The sequence below is a fragment of the Blautia glucerasea genome (assembly GCF_013304385.1).
In the GTDB taxonomy this organism is placed as follows: Bacteria; Bacillota; Clostridia; order Lachnospirales; family Lachnospiraceae; genus Blautia_A; species Blautia_A ammoniilytica.
This window is the reverse complement of the sequence record NZ_JAAITU010000101.1, coordinates 1-2234: the sequence shown is the minus strand read 5'-3', so window position 1 is coordinate 2234 and position 2234 is coordinate 1. Positions and strand designations below refer to the sequence as shown.

Genomic DNA, 2234 nt, shown 5'->3' with positions numbered 1-2234 from the left:
CTTTCATGCTGATTGCCTCCTTTTTCGGTATGTATGAATTATAGCATGTACCTTACATAATTGCAATATGCAATGTAATAATTATTCTTGAAGTTTCATAATGCTTGACAACAAGATATAAAACCGTTATACTAACAGCACAATTAAAATTGCATAATGCAATTTAACGGGAGGTGACAAGATGACGGAAAGAAAGATTGCATTATCCATCGAGGAAGCAGCCGACTATACAGGAATTGGCAGAAACACTTTGAGAAAGCTGGTTGAATGGAAGAAGCTTCCGGTATTAAAGGTCGGAAGAAAAGTCCTTATTAAAACTGACATCCTGGAAAAGTTCATGGAAGCCAACGAGGGGCGAGATCTGAGGGATAAAGGGAATGTAAAAGCTGTCACAAGAAATGTGGCAACTTAAAAAGGCGGCTTCCTACGAAACCGCCAAAGGTTCTATCAGACCGAAGCCATGATATACCTACACGCAAGAGGATTATACCATGTGCTTCTCCTGATATGCAACTGGGAACTAATGTTTATCAGAAAAAGAAAGGATGAAGACGATATGGCGAAATCAACAAAGACTTATGAAGAAAGAATACGTGCATTAGAGAAAAAGGAACAGGAAAGCATCGAAGCTACCAAAAAGCTCATAGCACAGCGGAAGGAACTGGAAAAGAGAAAGAAAGCGGAAGAAAGTAAAAAACGAACCCACAGGCTCTGTCAGATTGGAGGAGCGGTGGAATCAGTTCTTGGCTGTCCGATTGAGAAGGAAGATTTACCAAAGTTGATAGGCTTCTTAAAAAGGCAGGAAACAAACGGGAAGTTTTTCTCAAAAGCGATGCAGAAAGAATTAGTTACAGACATGGAGGAAGTGTAATGGCGGAGGGAGTGGTTTTTCCATTCCCTTCATTGCCTTTGAATGAAGGGCGCACTTATAGACAACCAGAGGTCGTCCTTATAAGTTTGCCACAAGTGGCAACCGGTCTGCGCTTACGCTTGCCGGGCTCGTTCCGTCGGCGGGGCTTTCAGCCAGACCTGCTCATGCCGCAGGGGCACTCTTGCGCAGAGGGCGTTCCGACAGCATCACTCCTGCCAAACCAGAAGAAGATGCTGTCGGAAATCAATGCCGGATACGGCAGAAAGGGGGAATCATATCATGGCGATATTTCACTTTACAGTAAAGATTGTCGGACGCAGTAAAGGAAAATCTGTCATATCCGCATCGGCATATCTTAATGGAGATGTGATGAAGAATGAGGAAACAGGCAGAATCAGTTACTATACTTCCAAAAAGGAAGTCGTCTACACCAGTCTGATGATGTGCGAAAATGCACCTCCTGAATGGCTACATGTACCGGAAGAAAATATAAAAAGGTTTCAACAGTCTATCCGTTATAAAAGAGCGGATGATAAAGATGCCGCACTGGAAAAGTTTAAAATCACATTTCAGAAACAGCGGTTATGGAATGAGGTATTGAAGATAGAAAAAAATGCAGATGCACAGCTTGGACGATCATTTGAATTTTCCTTACCGAAAGAATGGAGCAGACAGGAACAGATTGATTATACAACCGAATATATTCAAAAAACTTTCGTAGATAAGGGAATGTGTGCCGACTGGAGCATACACGATAAGGGCGATGGAAACCCACATGTGCATTTACTTGTAGCCATGCGACCATTCAATCTGGATCATTCATGGGGCAGCAAAGAAGTCAAGGATTGGGATTTTGTCAGAGATACTGACGGAAATATTGTAGTTGATGAATCCCATCCGGACTGGTGGCAGGATAAGAAAAATCCTGACCGGTATGGGATACGCATTCCGGTACTTGATGAAAATGGTGAACAGAAAGTCGGGGCAAGAAACCGAAAACAATGGAAACGGGTTCTGACCGATGCTACAGGGTGGAACAATCCAAAGAATTGTGAGTTATGGCGAAGCGAATGGGCTAAGATGTGTAACCGGCATTTATCCATAGACAATCAGATTGACCACCGCTCTTATGAAAGACAGGGCAAATTAAAAGTCCCTACGATTCATGAGGGTGCGGATGCAAGAAAGATTGAGGAAAAATATCTCACCGGACAGATAAAGAAAGGTTCATGGAAGGTCGAGGAAAACCAGATGATTAAAAAACAAAATGCACTGCTGCAAAAGGTAATTGCAACCTTTAGTAAAGTATCCGGTGCATTGTCGATGTGGAGGGAGTGGTTGAATGACATTAGAAGAAAGCAAA

3 protein-coding genes and 1 pseudogene are annotated in these 2234 nt (G+C 42.6%); all 4 read left to right on the top strand.

Features of this window, described 5'->3' with window-relative positions; translation table 11 throughout:
* The first annotated feature begins 181 nt into the window (after window positions 1-181).
* The gene (locus tag G5B11_RS18490) at window positions 182-412 is read left to right on the top strand and encodes a helix-turn-helix domain-containing protein (RefSeq protein ID WP_003505382.1); all 231 of its coding nucleotides are present in this window, start codon (window positions 182-184) and stop codon (window positions 410-412) included.
* A gap of 144 nt (window positions 413-556) precedes the next feature.
* Window positions 557-871: a relaxasome subunit MobC gene (locus G5B11_RS18485; RefSeq protein ID WP_173729308.1), complete on the top strand. Its 315-nt coding sequence runs from the start codon at window positions 557-559 to the stop codon at window positions 869-871.
* A pseudogene (locus tag G5B11_RS18480) lies at window positions 871-1175 on the top strand (hypothetical protein). The gene G5B11_RS18485 and the pseudogene G5B11_RS18480 overlap by 1 nt, the downstream one beginning before the upstream one ends.
* Window positions 1151-2234, top strand: a 1084-nt coding sequence (locus G5B11_RS18475; RefSeq protein ID WP_173729307.1) for a MobA/MobL family protein, incomplete at its 3' end; no start/stop codon positions are given. The pseudogene G5B11_RS18480 and the gene G5B11_RS18475, both read left to right, overlap by 25 nt.

Excerpts from the sequence above, each read along its gene's own strand:
- G5B11_RS18490 (WP_003505382.1), top strand. The coding sequence starts at position 182 with ATGACGGAAAGAAAGATTGCATTATCCATCGAGGAAGCAGCCGACTAT.
- G5B11_RS18485 (WP_173729308.1), top strand. The coding sequence starts at position 557 with ATGGCGAAATCAACAAAGACTTATGAAGAAAGAATACGTGCATTAGAG.